This is a genomic window from Devosia sp. J20-27, assembly GCF_055808595.1.
In genome coordinates, this window is record NZ_CM147875.1 from 3,194,210 (window position 1) to 3,214,043 (window position 19,834).

At 63.2% G+C, this 19,834-nt stretch carries 26 protein-coding genes and 1 tRNA gene; 5 read left to right on the top strand and 22 right to left on the bottom strand.

All coding sequences use genetic code 11. The features are described from left to right. Positions 1-43: 43 nt before the first annotated feature. Together AC0L4C_RS15795 and AC0L4C_RS15800 are read right to left on the bottom strand one after the other, a co-directional pair. Positions 44-128 (bottom strand) — tRNA-Leu (locus tag AC0L4C_RS15795). A gap of 103 nt (positions 129-231) precedes the next feature. Beyond that, positions 232-465: a FliM/FliN family flagellar motor switch protein gene (locus AC0L4C_RS15800; RefSeq protein ID WP_473400662.1), complete on the bottom strand. Its 234-nt coding sequence runs from the start codon at positions 463-465 to the stop codon at positions 232-234. A gap of 65 nt (positions 466-530) precedes the next feature. Between AC0L4C_RS15800 and lipB the strand changes: the two genes are divergently transcribed. From lipB to rimO, 3 genes are all read left to right on the top strand, one after another. Next, the gene (gene lipB, locus AC0L4C_RS15805; protein ID WP_473400663.1) at positions 531-1,253 is read left to right on the top strand and encodes a lipoyl(octanoyl) transferase LipB; all 723 of its coding nucleotides are present in this window, start codon (positions 531-533) and stop codon (positions 1,251-1,253) included. A gap of 115 nt (positions 1,254-1,368) precedes the next feature. Continuing rightward, entirely contained in the window at positions 1,369-1,830 is a 462-nt protein-coding gene (locus AC0L4C_RS15810) for a DUF4282 domain-containing protein (protein ID WP_473400664.1), read from the top strand. Positions 1,831-1,932: 102 nt separating this feature from the next. Then, positions 1,933-3,297 (top strand): 30S ribosomal protein S12 methylthiotransferase RimO, encoded by a 1,365-nt coding sequence (gene rimO / locus AC0L4C_RS15815; RefSeq protein ID WP_473400665.1) that lies wholly within the window; start codon positions 1,933-1,935, stop codon positions 3,295-3,297. 9 nt (positions 3,298-3,306) lie between these two features. On the opposite strand, the gene AC0L4C_RS15820 is transcribed toward rimO, so the two are convergent. Genes AC0L4C_RS15820 through AC0L4C_RS15845 form a run of 6 tightly spaced genes read right to left on the bottom strand, consistent with a single transcriptional unit; the run spans position 3,307 to position 8,929 of the window. Further along, a complete protein-coding gene (locus AC0L4C_RS15820) occupies positions 3,307-4,095 on the bottom strand; it encodes an ATP12 family chaperone protein (RefSeq protein ID WP_473400666.1) in 789 nt (262 codons plus the stop codon). A 4-nt stretch (positions 4,096-4,099) separates the two neighbouring features. After that, on the bottom strand, positions 4,100-4,756 hold the full coding sequence (locus tag AC0L4C_RS15825) for an HAD family hydrolase (protein WP_473400667.1): 657 nt from the start codon (positions 4,754-4,756) through the stop codon (positions 4,100-4,102). Further along, positions 4,753-5,736 carry an RluA family pseudouridine synthase gene (locus AC0L4C_RS15830; RefSeq protein ID WP_473400668.1) on the bottom strand — a complete coding sequence of 328 codons (984 nt, stop codon included), beginning with the start codon at positions 5,734-5,736 and terminating at the stop codon, positions 4,753-4,755. The genes AC0L4C_RS15825 and AC0L4C_RS15830 overlap by 4 nt, the downstream gene beginning before the upstream one ends. Beyond that, entirely contained in the window at positions 5,733-6,110 is a 378-nt protein-coding gene (gene crcB / locus AC0L4C_RS15835) for a fluoride efflux transporter CrcB (RefSeq protein ID WP_473400669.1), read from the bottom strand. The genes AC0L4C_RS15830 and crcB overlap by 4 nt, the downstream gene beginning before the upstream one ends. Positions 6,111-6,113: 3 nt before the next feature. Continuing rightward, complete coding sequence (locus tag AC0L4C_RS15840) at positions 6,114-7,448, bottom strand: replication-associated recombination protein A (protein WP_473400670.1); 1,335 nt, start codon at positions 7,446-7,448, stop codon at positions 6,114-6,116. After that, a complete protein-coding gene (locus AC0L4C_RS15845) occupies positions 7,448-8,929 on the bottom strand; it encodes a DegQ family serine endoprotease (RefSeq protein WP_473400671.1) in 1,482 nt (493 codons plus the stop codon). Before AC0L4C_RS15845 ends, AC0L4C_RS15840 begins: the two co-directional genes overlap by 1 nt. A gap of 192 nt (positions 8,930-9,121) precedes the next feature. Here AC0L4C_RS15845 and AC0L4C_RS15850 point away from each other — a divergent pair, with 192 nt between their 5' ends. Continuing rightward, positions 9,122-10,297, top strand: coding sequence for a type III PLP-dependent enzyme domain-containing protein (locus AC0L4C_RS15850; protein WP_473400672.1), 1,176 nt, complete (start codon positions 9,122-9,124; stop codon positions 10,295-10,297). 71 nt (positions 10,298-10,368) lie between these two features. Next, complete coding sequence (locus AC0L4C_RS15855) at positions 10,369-10,917, top strand: P-loop NTPase family protein (protein WP_473400673.1); 549 nt, start codon at positions 10,369-10,371, stop codon at positions 10,915-10,917. Between the two features lie 5 nt (positions 10,918-10,922). Here AC0L4C_RS15855 and AC0L4C_RS15860 read toward each other — a convergent pair whose 3' ends face one another. From AC0L4C_RS15860 to rpsN, 14 genes are all read right to left on the bottom strand, one after another. Continuing rightward, complete coding sequence (locus tag AC0L4C_RS15860) at positions 10,923-11,933, bottom strand: NAD-dependent epimerase/dehydratase family protein (protein WP_473403534.1); 1,011 nt, start codon at positions 11,931-11,933, stop codon at positions 10,923-10,925. A 281-nt stretch (positions 11,934-12,214) separates the two neighbouring features. After that, positions 12,215-12,640: a 50S ribosomal protein L17 gene (gene rplQ, locus AC0L4C_RS15865; RefSeq protein WP_473400674.1), complete on the bottom strand. Its 426-nt coding sequence runs from the start codon at positions 12,638-12,640 to the stop codon at positions 12,215-12,217. A gap of 91 nt (positions 12,641-12,731) precedes the next feature. Next, positions 12,732-13,751: a DNA-directed RNA polymerase subunit alpha gene (locus AC0L4C_RS15870; RefSeq protein WP_473400675.1), complete on the bottom strand. Its 1,020-nt coding sequence runs from the start codon at positions 13,749-13,751 to the stop codon at positions 12,732-12,734. A 97-nt stretch (positions 13,752-13,848) separates the two neighbouring features. After that, a complete protein-coding gene (gene rpsK, locus AC0L4C_RS15875; RefSeq protein ID WP_072338673.1) occupies positions 13,849-14,241 on the bottom strand; it encodes a 30S ribosomal protein S11 in 393 nt (130 codons plus the stop codon). Positions 14,242-14,316: 75 nt separating this feature from the next. Next, positions 14,317-14,685 (bottom strand): 30S ribosomal protein S13, encoded by a 369-nt coding sequence (rpsM, locus tag AC0L4C_RS15880; RefSeq protein ID WP_473400676.1) that lies wholly within the window; start codon positions 14,683-14,685, stop codon positions 14,317-14,319. A gap of 180 nt (positions 14,686-14,865) precedes the next feature. Then, a complete protein-coding gene (locus AC0L4C_RS15885) occupies positions 14,866-15,438 on the bottom strand; it encodes an adenylate kinase (RefSeq protein WP_473400677.1) in 573 nt (190 codons plus the stop codon). Continuing rightward, a complete protein-coding gene (gene secY, locus AC0L4C_RS15890; protein WP_473400678.1) occupies positions 15,435-16,769 on the bottom strand; it encodes a preprotein translocase subunit SecY in 1,335 nt (444 codons plus the stop codon). Before secY ends, AC0L4C_RS15885 begins: the two co-directional genes overlap by 4 nt. A 122-nt stretch (positions 16,770-16,891) precedes the next feature. Next, entirely contained in the window at positions 16,892-17,374 is a 483-nt protein-coding gene (gene rplO, locus AC0L4C_RS15895) for a 50S ribosomal protein L15 (RefSeq protein WP_473400679.1), read from the bottom strand. A 15-nt stretch (positions 17,375-17,389) separates the two neighbouring features. Further along, complete coding sequence (gene rpmD / locus AC0L4C_RS15900; protein WP_473400680.1) at positions 17,390-17,578, bottom strand: 50S ribosomal protein L30; 189 nt, start codon at positions 17,576-17,578, stop codon at positions 17,390-17,392. A gap of 21 nt (positions 17,579-17,599) precedes the next feature. Continuing rightward, on the bottom strand, positions 17,600-18,136 hold the full coding sequence (rpsE, locus tag AC0L4C_RS15905; protein ID WP_473400681.1) for a 30S ribosomal protein S5: 537 nt from the start codon (positions 18,134-18,136) through the stop codon (positions 17,600-17,602). Positions 18,137-18,151: 15 nt separating this feature from the next. Then, complete coding sequence (rplR, locus tag AC0L4C_RS15910; protein ID WP_473400682.1) at positions 18,152-18,514, bottom strand: 50S ribosomal protein L18; 363 nt, start codon at positions 18,512-18,514, stop codon at positions 18,152-18,154. 9 nt (positions 18,515-18,523) lie between these two features. Beyond that, positions 18,524-19,057, bottom strand: coding sequence for a 50S ribosomal protein L6 (rplF, locus tag AC0L4C_RS15915; protein WP_473400683.1), 534 nt, complete (start codon positions 19,055-19,057; stop codon positions 18,524-18,526). Positions 19,058-19,099: 42 nt separating this feature from the next. Continuing rightward, positions 19,100-19,498 carry a 30S ribosomal protein S8 gene (gene rpsH / locus AC0L4C_RS15920; RefSeq protein WP_473400684.1) on the bottom strand — a complete coding sequence of 133 codons (399 nt, stop codon included), beginning with the start codon at positions 19,496-19,498 and terminating at the stop codon, positions 19,100-19,102. Positions 19,499-19,510: 12 nt separating this feature from the next. Beyond that, a complete protein-coding gene (gene rpsN / locus AC0L4C_RS15925) occupies positions 19,511-19,816 on the bottom strand; it encodes a 30S ribosomal protein S14 (protein WP_473400685.1) in 306 nt (101 codons plus the stop codon). Positions 19,817-19,834: the final 18 nt, after the last annotated feature.

Consider the following 19,834-nt stretch of genomic DNA (forward strand, 5'->3'; position numbering starts at 1 on the left):
GGACGGGGCCAGACTGTGTAGGACTCAGGACTGAGAGAAAAGATGGTGCGGTCGAGAAGACTCGAACTTCCACGCCTTGCGGCACAGCGACCTCAACGCTGCGCGTCTACCAATTCCGCCACGACCGCACGCCATGGTAGGGCTCCACCAAGTGGCGAAGCGAGGCAGCGTGTAGCAACTCATTCCGGGTGGCGCAAGCGATTATATCTCGCCGCACACACGCAGGGACGGTCAGGCGCGCTTGAGGATTTTCCGCGTCAGTTCGACCGACAGCTGCCCGTCGTCGACCTTGACTTCGCATTCGGCGATCAGGGTGTTGTTGGCATAGACGCGCAGCGGGCTGTTCTCGGTAGTGTCCAGCTCGATGACGGCGCCGCGGCCCATGCGCAAGAGGTGATGGATCGGCATCGTGGTCGCGCCGAGCTCGACCGTGATATCGACTTCAATTGCCTCTAAGGTGTTCATACATGTTTCCGAGCGAACTCCCCGGCTGAATCGCACCGGGCCCCAACAACGACAATCGGCTGCCCATGATTACCGAAGCGTTAACACCGTCCCAGTTTGGTGCATGTGACACCGAGGAAAAGCTCCGACGCACCGACGGGGTCGGTGTCGAGTGGCTGATTTCGGACGGGCTCGTGCCCTACCCCGAAGCGCTGGCCGCCATGAAGGCGCGCGCCGCCGCCATCGCCGAAGGCACGGCGCGCGAGGCGGTATGGCTGCTGGAGCACCCGCCGCTCTATACCGCCGGGACCTCGGCCTTGCGCGAAGACCTGCTCGAGCCGGGACGCTTCCCGGTCTACGACGCCGGGCGCGGTGGCGAGTACACCTATCACGGCCCCGGCCAGCGGGTGGCCTATGTCATGCTCGACCTGCGGGCCCGCGGCCGCGACGTCCGCTGCCTGGTCAAGGGCCTCGAAGGCTGGCTGATCGACACGCTGGGGGCCTTCAACGTCAAGGGAGAGCGGCGCGAGGGGCGCATCGGCGTCTGGGTGCAGCGCCCGGACAAAGGGTTCAACCGCGAGGACAAGATCGCCGCCATCGGCGTACGCGTGTCGCGTTGGGTGACCTTCCACGGCATTGCCCTCAACGTGGCGCCCGATCTCGGCCATTTCGGCGGCATCGTGCCCTGCGGCATATCCGACCAGGGGGTGACCAGTCTGGAGGATCTGGGGCATCTGGTGTCGATGGAAGAGGTCGATACCGTGCTGCGCCAGGCCTTCGCCCACCGGTTCGGTGATATCGCCGACTGATGCCGTTGCCGCCGGGCGGCGCGCTGATATTCCAGCCATGCGGAAGGCCTTGTACTTGCAGGCGGCGCGCCGCATTTTAGGGCTTCAACGATTCCGAACCACCAAGGAACCGCCCATGACCTTTGATGACATCAAGAAGATCTTCCTCAGCCCGACGATGTTCCGGCTCGACACGATCCTCTCGCCGCGGCTCGTGCCGGTGCTGTACGCCTCCGGTCTGGCGGGATTGCTGCTGCTGGCCATCACCCACCTGTTCGCCTCGTTCGGCCGGACGTTCGGGGATGGCCTGTGGAGCATTCTCGAGATCGTCGTCTACGGCCTCTTCGGTCTGGTCGTGCTGCGGCTGCTCTGCGAGTTCCTGCTGGTGTTCTTCAAGGTCAACGAGACCGCGACCAAGACCGTGTCGCTGAGCCTGGTTTCGGCCTCGCTGCTCGACGACGTGCGCGATGCCATCAGCGACATTGCCGAGGACGCGACCGATCCCGATCTCGGCGCCACCGACGAGACCCCGCCGCCCGCGACCACCAAACGCCCGGCAGCGCGGCGCACGGCCAAGCGGACACCCACCGCGAAATAGACCTCTGTGGCCGGTGACTGCCGCCGGCTCAAGGCTGCCCTGCTTTGATCGCAGGGTGCCGATGATTGCTTTTTTCATGGATCGGCGTATACGCACGCGCCAATGACCCAAGCACCCAAAATCGGTCTCGTCAGTCTCGGCTGTCCCAAGGCACTCGTTGACTCCGAACGCATCATGACCACGCTGCGCGCCCAGGGCTACGCGTTTTCGCGCGATTATGCCGGCGCCGACATCGTTCTGGTCAATACCTGCGGCTTTCTCGACAGCGCCAAGCAGGAGAGCCTCGAGGCCATCGGCGAGGCCGTGAGCGAGAACGGCCGCGTCATCGTCACCGGCTGCCTCGGCGTCGAGGAAGAGCTGATCCGCCAGACGCATCCGAGCGTGCTGGCAGTGTCGGGTCCGCACCAGTACGAGCAGGTGGTCAACGCTGTGAACGCGCATTTGCCGCCGGTGCCGAACAAGTTCGTCGACCTGGTGCCGGAAGCCGGGCTGCGGCTGACGCCGCGCCACTACGCCTATCTCAAGATTTCCGAAGGCTGCAACAATCGCTGCTCGTTCTGCATCATCCCGCAGATCCGCGGCGACCTGGCGTCACGCCCCCTCGCCTCGGTGCTCTACGAAGCCGAGCGGCTGGTGGCTACCGGCGTCAAGGAGATCATGGTGATCTCGCAGGACACCAGCGCCTACGGCGTCGATCTCAAATATGCCAGCAGCAAGTATCGCGGCCGCGATGTCTCGGCGAAGTTCCAGACACTGGCCGAGGAAATGGGCAAGCTCGACGTGTGGACCCGCCTCCACTACGTCTACCCCTACCCGCATGTTGACGACGTCATCCCGCTGATGGCGGAGGGCAAGATTCTGCCCTACCTCGATATTCCCTTCCAGCATGCGTCGCCGACGGTGCTCAAGGCGATGCGTCGCCCGGCCAATCAGGTCAAGACGCTCGACCGCATCAAGCGCTGGCGCGAGATGTGCCCGGATCTGACCATCCGCTCCAATTTCATCGTCGGCTTCCCCGGCGAGACGGAAGAGGATTTCGAGTTCCTGCTCGACTGGCTGGAAGAGGCCGAGATCGACCGCGCCGGCTGCTTCGAATATGAGCCGGTGACCGGCGCCCCGGCCAATGAGCTCGAAGGCATTGTGCCCGACGACGTCCGCCGGGACCGCTACGAGCGGCTCATGGAAGTGGCACAGGACGTTTCGGCGCACCGGCTGTCACTGAAGGTCGGCCGCACCATCGACGTGCTGGTGGACGATGTGAAGCCCGAAGAGGGCAAGGCCATCGCCCGTAGCCAGTGGGATGCGCCCGAGATCGACGGCCAGGTCATCATTTCCAACGCCGCGGGCATCAAGCCCGGCGACAAGGTGTCGGTGCTGGTGACGTCATCGGACGAGTACGACCTCTTTGCCGAGCCGGCCAAGCCGGCTCAGGACGCCGCCAGGCCGATCGTCGCGACCGTCAACTGACGGGCGCGTTCAGCGCCCGTTGCTCTCGTCGAGCGCCCGCAGCAGGTCTGTCGCGGCGCGGAATTCGACGTGGCGCTGGGCCCGGCGCTTGCTGGCTTCGTCGTCCTCCCCCCACAGCCGGACGTTGTGGTCCTCATCGACATGGGCTGCCGTCCAGACGGTATCGGCATCGATCAGTGCCTGCCGCCAGGCGATGGTCAGCAGCGCCGACCCGGTGAGCGACACCATCTGCGTCAGGCCCACCAGCGCCATGTAGTGTTCGTCCGCCAGCGTCTCGGCGAGCTTTTCCAGAGTCGCTTCGGGCTGCGGCTGATGAATGATGCCGACCGTGGGCTGGAACATGACGCCATATTTGCGCGCCAGCGCCACCAGCACCGGATCCCACGCCTCGTCCTGCTCGCGCACCAGCGAGTCCGGACTGTCAGCGCGATAGAGCAGCAGGTCGTTGGCGGCATATTTGACGATCTCGTCGCGGAACGCCCCTGCCCCTTCGGCACCGCTCTCGACGCCGGAATGCGCCAGCCGCACCAGCGGCATGACGCGGAAATCGATCTCGGCGGCCTGCGCCTCCCATTCGCGCCCCATCGCCTCTGCCAGCGCTCTGGTCGGCACGATCACCGGCTTGCCGCCGGGCGTCTTCATGTTGCGGCCGTCCAGCAGGATCAGGTAGCCGTTGTCGCCGGGCTCGACCGTCACGGCCTTGTAGAACCGCTTCATCAGCGGCACCTTGTTGGCGGCCTGGGCGCGGCCGTAACCGTCTTCGCGGTGGGCGTGGGCGTCTTCGAGGAAATCGCGCATCGGCTTACTCCATCAGGCGGGCGATGGCCGCATCCAGCTCCTCGACGCGGGCCACCAGCGTGCTGGCGCCTTCGCGGAGCAGGTCGTCGGGCGCATGATAGCCCCAGCCGACGCCGATGCCGGCCACGCCGGCGGCCTTGGCCATGCGCATGTCATGGACCGTATCGCCGATCATGACGGTCTGCTCGCGGCCGGCGCCTACCCTGGCCATGGCCGTTTCGATCATCTGCGGGTCCGGCTTGCCGCGATTGTGGTCGGGGGTCTGGACGGAGTCGAAGCGGTCGAGGATCTCGTGGCGCTCCAGCAGCGTTATGGCGCCCTGGTAGCCCTTGCCGGTGGCGACGGCGAGGATGGTCGAAGGGTCGGCCTGCAGCCGGTCGAGCAGGTCGAGGGCGCCGGCAAACAACGGTTCGCGCAGTACGCCGGCACGGGCCCGGTAGTGGCTGCGATAGCTCTCGAGGATCACATCCACGCGCTCGGGCGGCGTATCGGGAGCCAGCAAGGCCATGGCATCCCACGCGGTGATGCCGGAGACCGAGCGGATCGTCGCCTCGTCCGGCACGGCCTGGCCGATCGCGGTGAACGACGCCGTGACGGTGTCGACGAAGTGGCGCACCGAGTCGATGAGCGTGCCATCGAGATCGAAGACGACCAGTTTCATCGTTCCGGATCCAGGTCCTGCACGTCAAAGCGGTCGGCATCGAAGCCGAGCGCGTCAAAGCTCTGCTGCATATGCGGTGGCAGTGGCGCCGAGACATCGAGGATTTCGCCCGAACGCAGGGGAATGGTGATGCGACGGGCATGCAGGTGCAGCCCCTCGCCCAGCCCGGGTGCCGCCTCCCAGTTGACGATGTTGAAGTAGCGCGGATCGTCGATGATGGGCGTGCCAAGCTGCGCCATGTGGACGCGCAGCTGATGCGTGCGGCCGGTCACCGGTTTCAGCGTCACCCAGGCGAAGCGGCGGCTGGCCGTGTCGGTGGTCGAATAGTGCGTCATCGAGTGCTGGGCGCCCGGCGTGCCGTTGGGCACCACCACCATCTGTTCGCCGTCACGGGTCTCCTGCTTGGCCAGGAAGCACGAAATGGTGCCCTGGTTGGGCTGCGGATTGCCGGCAACGATGGCCCAGTAGATCTTGCGCGCCGCGCGCGAGGTGAAGACGGCCCCGAAATGGGCAGCAACGGCCTTGCTCTTGGCCACCACAAGACAGCCCGAGGTATCGCGGTCGAGCCGGTGGACGAGGCGGGGCGCCTCACCCTTCTTGTTGGTCAGGCTCTTGAGCAGGCCATCCATATGCCGCTTGGTGCCCGAACCGCCCTGCGAGGCCAGCCCGTGCGGCTTGTTGAAGACATAGATGTCGTCGTCTTCGTAGAGGATGAGGTCGCGCAGGTAGTCGGCGTCCTTGGTACTCACCTGGCCCTCGGGGCGCTCCGGCGCATCGCCGATCGGCGGCACACGAACGACCTGGCCGGCGGTCAGTCGCGCATTGGTCTTGACCCGGCCGCTGTCGACCCGGATCTGGCCCGAGCGCATCAGCTTCTGCAGATGGCCGAAGGTCACCTGCGGAAAGTGCGTGGCGAACCAGCGGTCGAGACGCATGCCGTCTTCGTCGCGCGCCACCACCTGCATGCGGACGCCGCTCATGCCGTCACCCGCACGGCCCAGAGGCCCATCATCAGGCCGGCAATGCCAAGCAGGACCGATCCAGCCACATAGGCTGCCGCCAGCAGGTAATCCCCGCGCTCGACCATCGTGATAGTGTCGAGGGAAAAACTCGAAAACGTCGTGAAGCCGCCGAACAGCCCCACTGCAACAAACAGCCGGATTTCATTCTGATATTGCGGCGTGGTGCGGGCGAGGATGCCGATCAGCAATCCCATGGCAATTGATCCGAGTATGTTGACCACGAAGGTGGACGTGGGGAAACCATTGCCCAGACTACCCAGCAGCGCGCCGGCAGCGTAGCGCCCCATGGCGCCCAATGCGCCGCCAAGTGCGACCAGGAGATAGGCGTTCATGTGTCATTCATCATTGTGGCCATTCGGTGCCCTCTTTGACCTGAGGCGGGCGAAATACTCAAGGCGCTTCTTGATTTCACGTTCGAATCCGCGCTCGACGGGCTGATAGAAATCCTGCCGTCCGAGTTTTTCCGGGAAATATTCCTGCCCCGAAAACCCCTCCGGCGTGTCGTGGTCATAGATGTAGCCGTCGCCATAGCCCTGCCCCTTCATCAGCTTGGTCGGGGCGTTGAGAATGGTCATCGGTGGCGTCGGCGAGCCGCTGGCCTTGGCCACCGCCGTGGCGGACTTGAAGGCGGTGTAGACCGCATTCGATTTCGGCGCCGAGGCGAGATAGACCACGGCCTGCGCCAGCGCCAGTTCGCCTTCGGGTGATCCCAGCATCTCGTAGGCATCGCGGGCAGCGATCGCAAACGGCAGGGCCTGCGGGTCGGCCATGCCGATATCCTCGGACGCCATGCGGATCAGGCGGCGGGCGAGAAACAGCGGATCCTCACCTGCCTCCACCATGCGGGCGAAGTAGTAGAGGGCCGCGTCGGGATCGGAGCCGCGGATGGTCTTGTGCAGGGCGGAAATGAGATTGTAGTGGCCGTCCTGCTTCTTGTCGTAGATCGGCGCACGGCGCTGCACGACGGTCAGCAGCTTGGCCTTGTCGAGCACTTCGCCCGGTTTGGTCGCAGAGAACACTTCCTCGACCAGCCCGAGCAGCGCCCGCCCGTCGCCATCGGCCAGTTCGTAGAGCCCGGCGCGGGCATCCTCGTCGAGCGGCAGCCTGGCGCCCAGCATCTCCTCGGCCCGGGCCGCCATCTGCTCGAGTTCTTCGGGCGTAAACGACTGCAGGCGCAGCACCTGGGCGCGGGACAGCAGCGCGGCGTTGAGTTCGAAGCTGGGGTTTTCGGTGGTGGCGCCGACGAGAACCACCGTGCCGTCCTCCATCACCGGCAGGAAGCCATCCTGCTGCGCCCGGTTGAAGCGATGGATTTCATCGACGAAGAGCAGCGTGGTGTGGCCCATACGCTTTTCCATGCGCGCTTCGTCGAAGGCCTTCTTGAGGTCGGCAACGCCGGAAAACACGGCGGAAATCTGCTTGAACCGGTAGCCCACCGCGTCCGCGAGCAGCCGGGCGATGGTGGTTTTGCCAGTGCCGGGTGGCCCCCAGAGGATCAGAGACCCCAGGCGGCCCGAAGCGATCATCCGCCGCAGCGTGCCGTCCGGGCCCAGCAGGTGGGTCTGGCCGATGACCTCATCGAGGGATTTTGGCCGCAGCCGGTCGGCCAGCGGCCGGGCGGTCTCGTCCCCTCCATCGGGCGCAGGATCGCGTGCGAAAAGGTCCGACATCAGCCGCTCACGAAGGAACGGAAGGTGCGGCCGCCGCGCTGCAGCACGATCTGCCAGCCTTCGGAGCGGGTGCTGACCGTGTCGCGGAAAGTCTTGGCGTCTTTCATGTCCCTGCCGTTGAGATTGAGGATGACGTCGCCGGACTGCAGGCCCATGCGCTGTGCCGGCGAACCCGGCTCCACCGATCGTACCACGACACCCTGCGCATCGAGAGGGAGCCCCAGTTCCTGCGCTATGGCCGGGTTGACGGTTTCCACAGTAGCGCCGGCAAAGCGGGTATTTCCGCCAACCGAGGCGATGGCGTCGGCGTCGGCACCCGGCACACCTTCGAGCGTGACGACGGTGCTGGCGGCCTTGCCGTCGCGGATATAGTCGATCTTGACCTCGCTGCCCAGCTTTCGCGTGGCGAGGCGGAAGTCGAAGGCGCTCGGCTGATTGATGGCAAAGCCATCTGCGGCCAGCAGCACGTCACCCGTCCTGAAGCCGGCGCGCTCGGCCGGCCCGCCCGGTGCGATCTCGGTGATGATGGTGCCGCGGACGCGGTCGAGGCCGAGGCCTGACGCGATATCGGACGTCACCTCCTGCAGGCGGGCGCCGAACCATGGCCTCACCAGCGTGCCGCCGGAAATGCCGGCCTCGCCGACAACGCGGGCCATGTTGGCCGGAATGGCAAAGCCGATACCAACCGAGCCACCCGAGCGCGAGAAGATGGCGGTGTTGATGCCGACCAGCCGGCCCTGCAGATCGACGAGCGCGCCGCCGGAATTGCCCGGGTTGATTGCCGCGTCGGTCTGGATGAAGAACTCGTAGTTCGAACTCTCCACGCCGGTACGGGCAAGCGCCGAGACGATCCCCGACGTCACGGTCTGGCCAACGCCGAACGGATTGCCGATCGCCAGGACCAGGTCGCCGACCTGAAGGGCATCGGAATCGGCGAACGGAATGGTCGGGAAGCTCGCGCCATTGGCATCCTTGATGCGCAGCACCGCGAGGTCGGTCTTCGGATCGTCGAGCACCAGATCAACCGCGAACTCGCGCCCATCCGCCGTGGCAATGCGGATGTCGGTGGCGCCCTCGACGACGTGATGGTTGGTCAGGATGACACCCGAGGCCTCGACGATGACCCCGGACCCCAGCGACTGGGACTCGCGCGGGCGGCGGTCGAAGGGCAGTCGGTCGCCGAAAAACCGCTGGAAGAAGGGATCGCTGGCAAACGGCGAGGACGCTGCCGCGGTCACCGTGGTCGCATAGACATTGACCACCGAAGGGGCCACCGACTTGACCACGGGCGCAAAGCTCAGTTGCACCTGCCCTTGCGTGTCCGGCGCAACGCGGGTGACCGGTTCGGGCACCTCCGCCGGCGGCGCTTGTTCGACCGCCACTACGGTGGGCGGAAGGGTCAGGGACGGGATGGCCAGGTTGCCGACGGCGAGGCCGGCCAGGGCGGCAATTACGGCGACAAGGATGATGCGATAGGACATTGTGAAACCGGAGTTGCGACGACAGCGACACCGCTCAATTGCAGTGGATTCTATTGCCATTAAGGTGACACACCTAAACAGGACATTGCGGGGAAATTATTGTTTGCAGCGGGGGGCGATCGTCCCTATATGCAGCGCTCGTTTTGCCCCGGTTTCCCGACCTCAAGACCCCCATGAAAGGTTCGCCGCCCCATGACAGAGCCGACCACGGTCTACGCCAATACCTCGCAGCTGATTGCGGCAGAGGAACCGGATTTTCCGGCCTTCCTGTTCTCCAAGAAGGAGCTGCATCGGTCCACCAAGGTGTTCAAGAAGGGTTTTGACGGCCTGCTGACCTATGCGGTCAAGTGCAACCCCTCGCCGCATGTGATCAAGCAGCTGCATGAGGAGGGCCTGAAAGCCTACGACGTGGCGTCCAACACCGAGATGGAACTGGTGCGCGATTACGCCCCGGGCGCGGCGATGCACTACAACAACCCGATCAAGAACAAGCGCGAAATCCAGCGCGCCTACGAAGAGTTCGGCATCCGCTCCTTCACGATAGATCATCCGCAGCAGCTCGATCAGCTGGCAGCGGTGGTTTCTCCGAGCAAGGACATTGAGGTCACGACGCGCTTCAAGGCTGGCAAGGCTTTGAAATCATACGATTTCGGCATCAAGTTCGGCGTCATGCAGGACAGCGCCGCCGAGATTGTGTCGCTTGTCGAGCAGATGGGCTACACGCCTTCGCTGTGCTTCCATGTCGGCAGCCAGTGCGAAGACGCCTACGCCTATGAGCGTCACATTTCTGCGGCTGCCAAGATCGCCGAGGAGAGCGGGATCTCGCTCAAGCGCCTCAATATCGGCGGGGGCTATCCGGCCCCCTACCCGACCAGCGAAGCGCCGCCGATGGACTACTATTTCGACACCATCGCAACTGCCGTGAAGGACAATTTCGGCGGCCACAAGCCGGAACTCATCATCGAGCCCGGTCGCGCCCTGGTGACGTCATCGACGTCGCTGCTGCTGCGGGTCAAGCATCAGCGCGGCGGCCAGTCGGTCTATCTGAACGACGGCGCCTATGGCGCGCTGATGGAAGTGAAGTTCATGCACTTCACGCCGCCGGTCCGCGTCTGGCGCGGGCCGCGCCTGCACGACAACAACGAAGAGTTTGCCGATTTCACCATCTGGGGGCCGACCTGCGACAGCTATGACGTGCTGCCGCAGACCTTCACCCTGCCGTCCGACATTGACGAGGATGACTGGGTCGAGTTCGGTTTGATGGGCGCCTATACGCAGGCTTCGCTGACGCCGTTCAACGGGTTCGACCGACGCGACCAGTACTGGGTAGACGAAGTCTACACCGGCAAGGACATGCAGCCGGAATAAGGCAGCGTACAATCTGGACAAGTTCGCGAGGCCGCCTTCAAGGTGGCCTCGCTGCATTTGGGGAGGTTGTCTTGAGCGATTTTCTGCCCATCGAGGCCCTTGGCCCGCGCATCATGATCTGCGGACCATCCAACTCGGGCAAGTCGACGCTGGCCCAGGCGATGGGAAGGCGCCTTGACCTGCCCTTCGTGCATCTCGACCTGCTGCACCATCAACCCAACACCAACTGGGTGCCGAAGCCGCGGGACATCTTCCTCTCCTTGCACCAGGACGCAATCGAAGGCGACCGCTGGGTGATCGAGGGGAACTACTTCATCACCATTCAGCAGCGGCTGGAGCGCGCCAGCGGCATCGTGGTACTGGGCAGCGAGCCGCTACGTGCGGCAATGCGCAACGTCCGACGTACGCTGTTCGAGACCACGCATCGCGCCGGCCAGCTGGAGGGCGGCATCGACAAGCTCAACTGGCCGTTCCTGCACTTCATTCTCTTTGAGCAGCCCAAAAAGCGCGAAAGGGACCTGACGATCCTCCGGGGGGCGGGCCTACCCATGGTCGAGTTGAATTCGATGCGAGAGCTCTCGGCGCTCTACAAGGCGTGGGGTCTGACGCGCCGGCGTTAAGGCGGTCAGACCATGCCCAGGCGGATCACGCTCTCGGCGGTGGCGAGTATCGAGTCCTTCCCGGAGAGGAACTTGCGACCCAGCAGGCGCTCGCCCTTGGAGCCGTCGAATACCTTCTCGTTGCCGATGTCATTGATGATCTGGCGGGCCGGGCCGCCGAACATGGCGATGATCTTGATGATCCAGTCCGGCACCGATTTCGAGGATATCTTGCGCTCCGGATAGGCCTGCTGAAGGATCTCGGCGACCTTGGGGAACGGGGTGTAGTCCGACGTGGCGAGATAGCGCTCGCCAATCGACTGCGGGTTCTCCAGAGCGGCGACATGCAGGTCGGCCACATCACGGACGTCAATCAGGCAGAAGCCGTTGCTGGGCACTGCCGGCGTCGTTCCGTCAAGCAGCCCTGAAACCAGTCCCACGGAAATACTCGCATCGGCGTCCAGCGCCGGACCGATGATGGCGCCGGGGTGAATGGTTGTGAGCGCCATGCCATTGGCCTTGACGAAATCCCAAGCGAACCGTTCGGCGCGCGTCTTGCCGATGCAGTAGGCCCACTTGAACTTCATGGCATCGAGATTGGTGAAATGGCTCTCGTCATAGACCCGCCGTCCGGAGGTATGACCGTGGCCATATCCCACGGTGGCAATCGAGGAGGTCATGATGACGCGCTGGATGCCGGCGGCATGGGCGGCCTTCAGGACGCGTTCGGTGCCTTCGAGCGCCGGACGGATGACCAGATCCTGGTCCTTGGGCTCGTCGCCCCGAATGGCAGCGGCGACATGCATGACGGCACTGACGTCGCGCATTGCCTCGGACCATCCCTTGTCGGCGAGAAGATCGGCTTCGACCAGTTCAAGGCGCGCCGCGTGGTCGCGGCCGAGCTGATCGCCGACCGTGCGGAACACGTCCGGTGCCCGCCCCATCGACCGGATCGTGCCTCTCACGGAATAGCCCGCCTCAAGGAGCCGCAGGACAGTCCACTTGCCCACGAACCCCGTGGCGCCAGTTACCAGCACCAAGTTCTTTTCAACCAACGTGCATTCCCCCGAGCTAACCGCGGCCGGAGCGGGTCCGGCGGCTTTTCATTAGGTGCGTGGCTGTGATCCGCACGTTACGCCAAGCCTAAAGGTATCAGTTCACTTTCCGTACGGTCCGAAGCAGCGTCAGGCAACTCATGGTTGGCCTTGGTCGATCACATCTGCTGCCGAACTCCACTGCCAATCTCTCCTGGCTGGCAACAAAAAAGGCGGCCGGGGACACCCGACCGCCTTGAACTGGTCTGAAGTTGCTCGAGCGATCAAGCCGCTTCGGCTTCGTCCTCTTCACGGACCTGCACCGGGCCGGAGTCGAGGCCCTTGGCATCGACGTCGCGATCGACGAATTCGATGACGGCCTGAGGGGCATTGTCGCCGAAGCGGAAGCCGGCCTTGAGGATGCGGATGTAGCCGCCATTCCGGTCCTTGTAACGCGGGCCGAGGATGTCGAAGAGCTTCTTGACCTGCGTCTCGTCCTTCATCTGGGCAATGGCCTGACGACGGGCATGCAGGTCGCCGCGCTTGCCGAGCGTGATCAGCTTTTCCACGATCGGGCGCAGTTCCTTGGCCTTGGGCAAGGTGGTGATGATCTGCTCGTGCTTGATCAGCGCGGCAGACATGTTCGCGAACATCGCCTTACGGTGGCTCGCAGTCCGATTGAGCTTACGGTTTGCATTACCGTGGCGCATTGTTTGACTCCCTACAGGGGCGCGTCTCTCGACGGGCTAGTTGTCTCTTCGTGGTCGCGCGTTCGAACCGGAAATCCGGAACACAGCGCGCTTAATAATGGTCTTCGTAGCGCTTGGCCAGATCGTCGATGTTCTCAGGCGGCCAGTTGGCGACGTCCATCCCGAGGTGGAGGCCCATCTGCGCCAGCACTTCCTTGATTTCGTTCAGCGACTTGCGCCCGAAATTCGGCGTGCGGAGCATCTCGGCCTCGGTCTTCTGGATGAGGTCGCCGATGTAGACGATGTTGTCGTTCTTGAGGCAGTTGGCCGAACGGACCGACAGCTCGAGTTCGTCCACCTTCTTGAGAAGCGCCGGATTGAAGGCAAGCTCCGGGACGGCGTCCTGGGTCTTTTCCTTGCTGGGCTCTTCGAAGTTGACGAAAACGGTCAACTGGTCCTGCAGGATGCGCGCGGCATAAGCCACGGCGTCTTCCGGCGAAATGGCGCCGTTGGTTTCGACCTGCAGGGTCAGCTTGTCCTTGTCGAGGCTCTCGCCGGCGCGGGTGGCGTCCACCTTGTAGGAGACGCGACGCACGGGCGAAAACAGCGCGTCGACCGGGATGTAGCCGATCGGCGCATCATCGGGACGGTTGCGATCGGCCGGCACATAGCCCTTGCCGTTGTTGACTGTGAACTCGATGTTGATCTCGGCGCCGTCGTCGAGGTGGCAGATCACCAGCTCGGGATTAAGCACTTCGGTATCGCCGGTCACCTTGATGTCGCCAGCCGTCACGGCACCCGGACCCTGCTTGGTGAGGGTCAGGCGCTTCGGGCCTTCGGCCTCCATGCGCAGGGCGATTTCCTTGACGTTGAGCACGAGGTCGGTAATGTCTTCACGTACGCCCGGAAGCGACGAGAATTCGTGCAGGATGCCGTCGATCTGGATGGCGGTGACAGCTGCGCCCTGAAGGGACGACAGCAGCACGCGACGCAGGGCATTGCCCAGGGTCAAGCCATAGCCGCGCTCCAGCGGCTCAGCGACCACCGAGGCAGTGCGATTGTCGTCGCTGCCCGAAACGATATCCAGCTTGGTCGGCTTAATCAGTTCCTGCCAGTTTCTCTGGATGGTCACGGTTAAGTCCTTTCAAAATCGCGGTCCGCCAGACCGCTCATCCGTTCATGCAATGTCACCCCGGCCGTGGCGCGCCGGGGACAAACCCAAAGAAGGGCTAGACGCGACGGCGCTTGCGCGGACGGCAGCCGTTGTGGGGAATGGAGGTGACATCGCGAATGCTGGTGACGTTGAAGCCAGCAGCCTGCAGCGCGCGAAGCGCCGATTCACGGCCCGAACCGGGACCGCGCACTTCGACCTCAAGGGTCTTCATGCCGTGTTCCTGCGCCTTGCGGGCAGCATCTTCAGCAGCAACCTGGGCGGCATAGGGCGTCGACTTGCGCGAGCCCTTGAAGCCCATCACGCCCGACGAAGACCAGGAGATGGTGTTCCCCTGAACGTCGGTGATGGTAACCATGGTGTTGTTGAAGGAGGCGTTCACGTGGGCAACGCCATTTGTGATATTCTTGCGTTCCTTACGACGAACGCGCGCGACTTCAGCTTTAGCCAATTTTATTCCTCAGTTCGATATCGACGCTGCCGTGATGCCAGCAGCTACATCGGGAGCGCATGAAGCGCCCCGCTCTTACTTCTTCTTGCCGGCGATCGGCTTGGCCGGACCCTTGCGGGTACGGGCATTGGTGTGCGTACGCTGGCCGCGGACCGGAAGGCCACGACGATGGCGCAGGCCACGATAGTTGCCAAGATCCATCAGGCGCTTGATGTTCATCGCCACATTGCGGCGAAGATCACCTTCCACGACGTATTCACGGTCGATGGCTTCGCGGATCTGGATGACTTCAGCGTCGGTCAGTTCATTGACGCGACGTTCGGCCGGAATCCCGACCTTTTCAGTAATGTCAGTGGCGAATTTCTCGCCGATCCCATGGATGTACTGAAGCGCGATCACCACGCGCTTGTTCGTCGGGATGTTGACGCCAGCAATACGAGCCACGTCCGCTCTCCTTTAGTCAGCCGGGTGATTCCCCGAACCGTTCATAACAACAAGGGACCGGACACCGATCCCTCAACTCAATTGAGGAAACCGAATCCAGCCCAACTATCCATGAGACTGGCGCGGTTCTATGGGCTGGCCCGGAGCTTGTCAACTGTCAAGCCTCGGACCAACGGAATACTAGTTATGCAGAACCTCGCGTATCGCGGCCGTTACGTCGCCGATTGGCTTGGTTCCGTCCACGGACCTGAGAAGCCCCTTGCCCCGATAGTAGTCGACCAGAGGCGCGGTCTGCTGCTTGTAGACGTCGAGGCGATTGCGCACGACTTCGACATTATCGTCGGCGCGCGCGCCGCCCGCATTTTCCTTTGCCCGATTGGCAATACGCTCGACCAGCACGTCGGCATCAGCCGTGATCTGGACGACGGCATCGAGCGCCATACCCTTTTCCTCAAGCATCCGGGCAAGGGCGTCGGCCTGCGGAATGGTCCGCGGAAAGCCATCGAGAATGAAACCCGGCTTGCAGTCTTCGCTGTCGAGACGCTCCGACACGATGCCGTTGACGATCTGATCCGACACCAGGTCGCCGCGATCCATGACTTCCTTGGCTGCAAGTCCCATCGCCGTCTTGTTGGCGATTGCCGAACGGAGAATGTCACCGGTCGAGAGCTGCGGTATGCCGTAGGCTTCAACCAGGATTTTGGCCTGTGTGCCTTTGCCCACCCCAGGCGGTCCCAGGAGTATCAGTCTCATCGGCGTTTGCCCCCCAGTCGCGACTTCTTGACGAGCCCCTCGTACTGCTGAGCAATGAGGTGGCTTTGAACCTGGCTGATCGTATCCAGTGTCACCGTCACCATGATCAGCAGCGATGTGCCGCCGATGAACTGGCTGACATTGAGCTGGCTGTGGATCAGTTCCGGAATAAGGGCAACGACCGTCAGGTAGAGCGCCCCGACCACGGTGATACGCGTCAGCACGTAGTCGATGTGCTGGGCAGTACGCTCACCAGGGCGAATGCCTGGAATGAAGCCGCCGGACTTCTTGAGGTTGTCGGCGGTGTCCGTCGGGTTGAACACGATGGACGTATAGAAGAACGCGAAGAAGATGATCAGGACGGCGAAGAGGGTCAGATAGAGCGGCTGACCGCGACCCAGCAAGGCTGCCGTGACCTGCAACCATTGCGGCGCGTCACCCTGCGATGCGAACGAGGCAATGGTGGCCGGCAGCAGCAGCAGCGACGAGCCGAAGATCACCGGAATAACACCGGCGGTGTTGAGCTTGAGCGGCAGGTGCGAGGTATCGCCCTGGAACATCTTGTTGCCCACCTGGCGCTTCGGATACTGGATCAGCAGCCGGCGCTGGGCGCGTTCAAAGAAGACGATTACCGCGATCACCACGATGGCGATGACGAGGAGGCCGACGACCCAGATGGTCGGCAGAGCCCCGGTCCGGCTCAGTTCGAGCGTCTGGACGATCGTTCCCGGCAGATTGGCCACAATACCGGCGAAGATGATCAGCGAGATGCCGTTGCCGACACCGCGCGACGTGATCTGTTCGCCCAGCCACATCAGGAACATGGTGCCGCCGACCAGCGTGATGACGGTCGACAGGCGGAAGAACCAGCCCGGATTGAGCACGACGCCCTGACTGGCCTCTAGACCTACGGCAATCCCGTAGGCCTGCACGGCGCAGAAGACGACTGCGAGGTACCGGGTGTACTGGTTGAGCTTGCGGCGGCCGCTCTCGCCTTCTTTTTTCAGCGCCTCGAGGCGCGGCGAGGCGGTCGAAATCACCTGCACGACGATCGAGGCGGTGATGTAGGGAATGAGGTTCAGCGCAAAGATGGCCATACGCTGCACGGCGCCACCGGCGAACATGTCGAACATGCCGGCAATGCCCTGCCGCGCAGTCTCGAAGCTCTGCGCATAGGCTGCCGGGTCGATCCCCGGCACGGGAATGTAAGTGCCCAGACGATAGACGAGCAACGCACCCAGTGTGAACCAGATGCGCTGCTGAAGGGCCTTGGCTTTTGAGAACGTGCCAAAATTCAGGTTTTTGGCCAGTTGTTCGGCTGCGGACGCCATAGTCGCTCCCTAGAGCGCGTTCGTTTCGATCCGGATCGAAACTACGCTCCATTTCCTTGTGTACCGCATGATCCCAAGCCGGAACGGTCCGGGATCATGCCTGGATTTGGGGCCAGGCGCTCTTAGGCGTCAGCCTTGGTCTCAGCCTGAGGCATATCGACCTTGCCGCCGGCAGCTTCAATAGCTGCGATGGCGCCTTTGGTTGCGTAGGCAACCTTGAAGGTGACCTTCTTGGCGGTCAGGCCAGCACCGATCAGCCGCACACCGTCGAGCTCGCGGCGAATAACGCCGGCCTTGACGAGTGCCTGGGCATCAACCACGCCCTTCACGTCCAGCTTGCCGCTGTCGATATAGGCCTGGATGCGATCAAGGCGCAGAGCGACATAGTGCTTGGGATTGGGCACGTTGAAGCCGCGCTTCGGCATACGCATGTGGAGCGGCATCTGGCCGCCTTCGAAGCCGTTGATGGCGACGCCGGAGCGTGCCGTCTGGCCCTTGCCACCACGGCCACCGGTCTTGCCGACGCCCGAACCAATACCACGCCCAACGCGCACGCGCTTCTTGTTGGCGCCGGGATTGTCGCGAAGTTCATTCAAACGAGTCATGGTCGCGGTTCCCTGTTACTTGCTGTCGACGACGCGGACGAGGTGCGGCAGCTTGGCAATCATGCCGCGCACTTCGGGGGTGTCCTTCAGCGTCGACTGCCGGCGGATCTTGTTGAGACCAAGACCGATCAGCGTGGCGCGCTGGTCCTTCGGACGGCGCGTGGGGCTTGCGATCTGCTCAACTGTGACGGTCTTGTCAGCCATCGTGGTTCTCCGAACTCTCTATCAAGCCTCGGTCGCTGCTTCCTCGCCGCGGCGAGCCTGCAGTTCCGAGACCTTGATACCGCGACGCTGCGCGACTGAGCGCGGGCTATCAACGCGCTTGAGCGCGTCAAAGGTGGCCCGCACCATGTTATAGGGGTTCGCAGTACCCTGCGACTTGGCGACGATATCGTTGATGCCCAGCGTCTCGAAGACGGCGCGCATCGGACCACCGGCGATGATACCGGTACCGGCAACGGCAGCACGCAGGATAACGCGCCCTGCCCCGTGACGGCCGACCACATCGTGGTGCAGCGTCCGGGCTTCACGCAGCGGCACCCGGATCAGCTGGCGCTTGGCCTGCTCGGTCGCCTTGCGGATCGCCTCCGGAACTTCACGGGCCTTGCCGTGACCGAAGCCAACGCGGCCCTTCTGGTCACCAACCACCACCAGGGCAGCGAAACCGAAGCGCTTACCGCCCTTAACCACCTTGGCCACACGGTTGATGTGCACCAGGCGATCGACAAACTCACTGTCGCGTTCGTTGTGAACGTCTCTCATAGCGTGTCAGCCTTCCTAGAACTGCAGGCCGCCCTCACGGGCAGCATCCGCCAGGGCTTTGACCCGGCCGTGAAAGAGATAGGAACCGCGGTCGAAGATGACCTCGGATACCTTGGCGGCAATTCCGCGCTCGGCAATCAGCTTGCCGATGGCCGCAGCGGCGTCGGATGTCGCGCCGTTCTTGACCTTGGCCTTGACGTCCTTGTCCAGCGTCGAAGCTGCAGCGAGCGTACGGCCCGTCGCGTCGTCGATGATCTGGGCATAGATGTTCTTGTCCGAGCGGTGGACGGACAGACGCGGGCGACCGTTTGCACGAGCCTTGAGCGCCTTGCGAACGCGAGCCTTGCGGCGATCCGCTCCCTTGAGGGTAATTGGCATGGCGGCTCCTTACTTCTTCTTGCCTTCTTTGCGGGCGATGTACTCACCCACATAACGGACGCCCTTGCCCTTGTAGGGCTCCGGCTTACGGTAGGCGCGGATATTGGCCGCAACCTGACCGACCTGCTGCTTGTCCGAACCGGAGATCGTCACTTCGGTCTGGGTCGGAGTCGCCAGGGTGATCCCCTTGGGCGTCTCGTACACAACTTCATGGCTGAAGCCGAGCGAGAGCTTGAGGTCCTTGCCCTGCATGGCAGCACGGTAACCGACGCCCTGGATCTGCAGCTTCTTTTCGAAGCCATCCTTGACGCCAACAACCATGTTGTTGATCAGAGCGCGGGTCGTGCCCCAAGCGGCGCGAGCCTCCTGGGTATCGTTTGCCGGCTCGACGACAAGGCCGTCGTCGGTCTGCTTGACGTTCACGATATCCATCAGCGTCAGCGACTGTTCACCCTTGGGGCCCTTGACGGACACCTGGCGGTCGTTGATCGCCACTGTTACGCCACTCACCGGCGCAATCGGCTTCTTGCCTGTACGAGACATTCCATTCTTCCTTTGGAGTAATCGTCTTACCCCGCCTTCAAACTAGAAGACGCGGCAGAGTACCTCACCACCCAGATTCTGGGATTTTGCTTCATGATCGGCCATCACGCCCTTGGGAGTCGACATGATCGACACACCCAGGCCATTGGCAACCGAGGGGATATTCTTGACCGAGGCATACACCCGACGGCCCGGACGCGAGACACGCTCGATCGTACGGATAACCGGGATGTTCTCGGAATACTTCAGTTCAATCGCAAACTCGGCAATGCCGTTATCGAGCTTCTGCTCGGTATAGCCGCGGATGAAACCTTCAGACTGGAGGACGTCCAGCACGCGGCCGCGAAGCGTCGACGCAGGCGTCAGGACGACTTCCTTGCGGCGCATCTGGGCGTTACGGATGCGGGTCAGCATATCCCCAAGCGGATCAGTAAGGGCCATTCTCTTTTCTCCTTACCAGCTCGACTTGACCAGGCCCGGGACCTGCCCGAGATTGCCCAGTTCGCGCAGGGCGATACGGCTCATCTTGAGCTTGCGATAGTAGGCGCGCGGACGGCCCGACACTTCGCAGCGGTTACGGACGCGGTTCGGCGAAGAATTGCGCGGCAGGGCAGCAAGCTTCAGCTGGGCGGCGAAACGCTCCTCCAGCGGGAGCTTCTGGTCCATCGCAAGGGCCTTGAGTGCAGCGCGCTTGGCGCCATACTGCTTGGCCATCTGCTTGCGGCGGTTGTTCTTCTCGATTGAGCTGGTCTTTGCCATGTCTCTTCCTTCTCTCTT